Source organism: Asaia sp. SF2.1, from assembly GCF_000505765.1.
Classification (GTDB): Bacteria; Pseudomonadota; Alphaproteobacteria; order Acetobacterales; family Acetobacteraceae; genus Asaia; species Asaia bogorensis.
The window spans coordinates 20,827-24,038 of record NZ_AYXS01000003.1; the positions used below are offsets into that span (position 1 = coordinate 20,827).

Genomic DNA, 3,212 nt, shown 5'->3' on the forward strand with positions numbered 1-3,212 from the left:
GACGGCATCATCATCTGGGACAGCGGGACCTATGTCGGCAGCGGTTACAACAGTAATCAGTCGGCTGAGGTTATCATCCCGCCAGGGAAATCCTATTATGTAATTCCGACGGGTTTCCCCGGCGAAGACGGTGGCTGTTATATCGCGGCGCGGTGGTGAGCATGCTGCCACCTTGCGCCCATATCGCCGAGCTTGCGTATCATGTCCCCACAGCAACCCTTGAAACTGTCGCCGCTCATAATGCAGGTGGCATCGGGCCTATGGGCATTCAGGAAGGGTGGATCCCCTTCCTGGAGCAAGCCGGCTTCGACACGGCCAGGATACGCGATAATGTCTGCTGGAATATCATCGCCGCGGCCTGGATCATCGCTGCGAGCAAGCCGAGAGACGCCTCTCCTCTCGATACCCCGCCTCGACCACTCCCTTTTCACTCTCTCCCTGGGGACCTTGCCGCCTGTGTTGCTGACGCCTCGCGCAGCTACAGGATACCGGAGGCAATCTACCGGGCCATCCTGATGACTGAAGGGGGATCGCTCGGCACGGTCGCCCATAATCGCAATGGCACGGACGACCTCGGTATCGCGCAGATCAACACAAGCTGGCTGCCCCAGCTCGGCCTTCAAGGTATCACCCGAACCCGGCTCCTCGCGGATGGATGCCTGAATGTCCATGTGGGAGCCTGGATCCTGGGGAAAGAACTATCTGGAGCCGACCCGCATGACGCTGGAGATTTCTGGCGCCGCGTTGGTAACTACAATTCCCATACAGCAGTCTACAACCAACGATATCAGGTCAAGGTATGGCGTAATCTCCAGCGCCTCGGCAGGCAGGAAAAAAATATCACGACACTTAGCGAAAAATAATGCTCGCTCTCTGGATCGGCGCATCGTGAGATCGGCTTATGAAAAGCGCTTGCTCCCTCTACGCTGTCTTGCCGTTAGGTCTTGCACTGACAGCGTGCGCGACTGACCGGTCAGATGAGCTACCGATCAGCCAGCAGATGCATCATATCGCTCTTGCCCTCGAGCGATCCGGTCATCCGCGATACCCGATGTCTCGTCCGGAAGGTGTCAGAGCGTCCGAACTGCAAAAGCCAGTCTCCTGGCACTGGCATGGCACGCTGACAAATGCCGTTGCGGCGATCGCAGCCAACATAGGCTGGCGCTATGAGGCATCAGCGCCTCCCGTGCGTGATCCTGTCATCTCGATCGATCTCGACCATGTCACCACTGGCGATCTGCTCGACGAGATCGACGCCGCGGGACGTGCTTACGCACATGTGCAGGCCGACCTTCAAACCCATACGATCAGGATTGCCTGGCATGGTTAACCACGCACATTCGATGCGCCCTTTCATGTTCAGGGCCGCATTCGTCGGATTGATCGCTCTCATGGGGTACTCCGTGCCGGCGCTGGCACAGGAAGCGCCGCAAGCTCAGGAGGAACAACCTGATCCAGGCGCAACAACCGCATCTCTTGGTGCCGGCTCCGCCCTGAACTCACCGGTCTCAGGAGGGCAGGTTCAGCCGCAGATCGAAGACCCTGCTGCCATTCCGTCGCTCGAGGCCATGATGGCGGTGCGCCCGGGCTACACACCGGACCACGAGAAGAGTACCGCTCATAACGCAGCCGTGCGGCAGGCCGCCTGGCGCTATGGGGCACAGAACGGTCTTGCTGCGGAAAACCAGGTAATCCGTCTCCTGCTCAATCGCCGTAGTCGCCAGCTTGACGAGGTATTCGACTTCCGCTCCCTGGTGCTCCCGGTGGACGGTAGCGACATCCTGATGATCCCGCCGGTTATCTCCGAGACCGAGGCCAATTTCGCGATCAGCGAGAGCGGCGATTCAGCGCGCGAAACCGGCCGTATCGACGAGATCATCCGCCCGGAGAATTACGTCAAGGTTCCCCCGACCTGGCGCACCTACCTTGATCGTGAGGTGACTGTCGCTCAGCCCCCGACCGATGCCGTACGCCCGCAGGTCGAGGCGGAGGTCGCCGTATGGCGGCAGGGCGTCGCCGACGGTTTTGCGGCCGGCGTGCGTCAGTCCTCGGAGACGTTCATGAAGGATCTTAACCGGCTGCAGCGCGACATCATGGGGATGGCCCGCTACCGGATGCTGCTTGCCTCAGGCAAGGTGCGCGCGCCGAGCATAGACATCATTCGCGCTTCTGCCTCGGGCGGGCGCAACAAGCTGCTCATCGACGACCAGCAACTACACATCCGCGACCACGCGGGGCTCGATGCCAATGCCCGTCATTGGACCGGGCAGTGAATCCTATTCACCGTCGAAAGGACACGACCATAATGCCAGTGCCCCCTCTGTCCAACGCCCGCACTCGTGGGACCAGCTCAATGCAAGAGATGCGCGAACTGGCCCGGTTCGTGGCGATCTAGGTGATCGCTCTGCTCGTGATACGCACCCTCTTCGTAGAGCCGTTCATCATTCCAAGCGCTTCGATGTTTCCGACTCTTCGGGTAGGCGATTATGTCGCCGTGACCAAATATGATTACGGCTGGTCGCGTTTTTCGATGCCGTTTTCGCCGCCTCTTTTCGAGGGTCGTATCTGGAACACGGTACCCCATCGTGGTGATGTTGCTGTATTCCGATACACGCAAAACACCTCGATCGATTACATCAAGCGAATAATCGGGCTTCCGGGCGATCATATCCAGATGCGCGCAGGTGAGCTCTATCTGAATGGGAGAATGGTTCCCCGTCGGGAACTGGGTCGCTACTCGGTCCAGGATGAGAACCGTTTACCCCAGACCGGCATACGCTATCTGGAAACCCTGCCGGGCAGCGCGGACGCACCTCATGTCACTCATCAGATGCTGAAACTGACCGAGACAGGCGATCAGAACAACACGCGCCAATATGTCGTGCCGGACGGGTATTTCTTCGCTATGGGCGATAATCGCGACAATAGCGGTGATAGTCGCTTCCAGCGCGATAACGGGCAGGATCTCGGCTACGTGCCCATGGTAAATCTGGTTGGCAAGGCACGCTTCGTGTTCTTCTCCTAAGAGGCCATTGATCCGTTCTGGCAGTTCTGGCAGTGGCCTTTCGAAATCCGCTGGAGCCATCTTTTTGCGATCATGCATTGAGATGGTTCGTCGAAAAGCGCTGGTAGACCCCTATGTACGCACGAGCGAAGGCTCGTGCCCCCCTGATATCCCGCCCGATATTGCGAGCGATATCATGTTCTCGGTC

At 58.9% G+C, this 3,212-nt stretch carries 3 protein-coding genes and 1 pseudogene; all 4 read left to right on the forward strand.

Translation table 11 applies throughout. The features are described 5' to 3' along the window. Positions 1-161 precede the first annotated feature (161 nt). The 4 genes and pseudogenes from P792_RS23440 to lepB all read left to right on the forward strand — a co-directional run bounded on the left by P792_RS23440 (position 162) and on the right by lepB (position 3,106). Positions 162-863: a lytic transglycosylase domain-containing protein gene (locus P792_RS23440; RefSeq protein WP_023977710.1), complete on the forward strand. Its 702-nt coding sequence runs from the start codon at positions 162-164 to the stop codon at positions 861-863. 38 nt (positions 864-901) lie between these two features. Beyond that, entirely contained in the window at positions 902-1,330 is a 429-nt protein-coding gene (locus tag P792_RS23445; RefSeq protein ID WP_084331029.1) for a DotD/TraH family lipoprotein, read from the forward strand. 25 nt (positions 1,331-1,355) lie between these two features. Then, the gene (locus P792_RS23450) at positions 1,356-2,273 is read left to right on the forward strand and encodes a type IV secretory system conjugative DNA transfer family protein (protein ID WP_031240064.1); all 918 of its coding nucleotides are present in this window, start codon (positions 1,356-1,358) and stop codon (positions 2,271-2,273) included. Between the two features lie 122 nt (positions 2,274-2,395). After that, a pseudogene (gene lepB / locus P792_RS23455) lies at positions 2,396-3,106 on the forward strand (signal peptidase I). Positions 3,107-3,212: the final 106 nt, after the last annotated feature.

Coding starts and splice junctions, on each gene's coding strand:
- P792_RS23440 (WP_023977710.1), top strand. CDS start 162: ATGCTGCCACCTTGCGCCCATATCGCCGAGCTTGCGTATCATGTCCCC.
- P792_RS23445 (WP_084331029.1), top strand. CDS start 902: ATGAAAAGCGCTTGCTCCCTCTACGCTGTCTTGCCGTTAGGTCTTGCA.
- P792_RS23450 (WP_031240064.1), top strand. CDS start 1,356: ATGTTCAGGGCCGCATTCGTCGGATTGATCGCTCTCATGGGGTACTCC.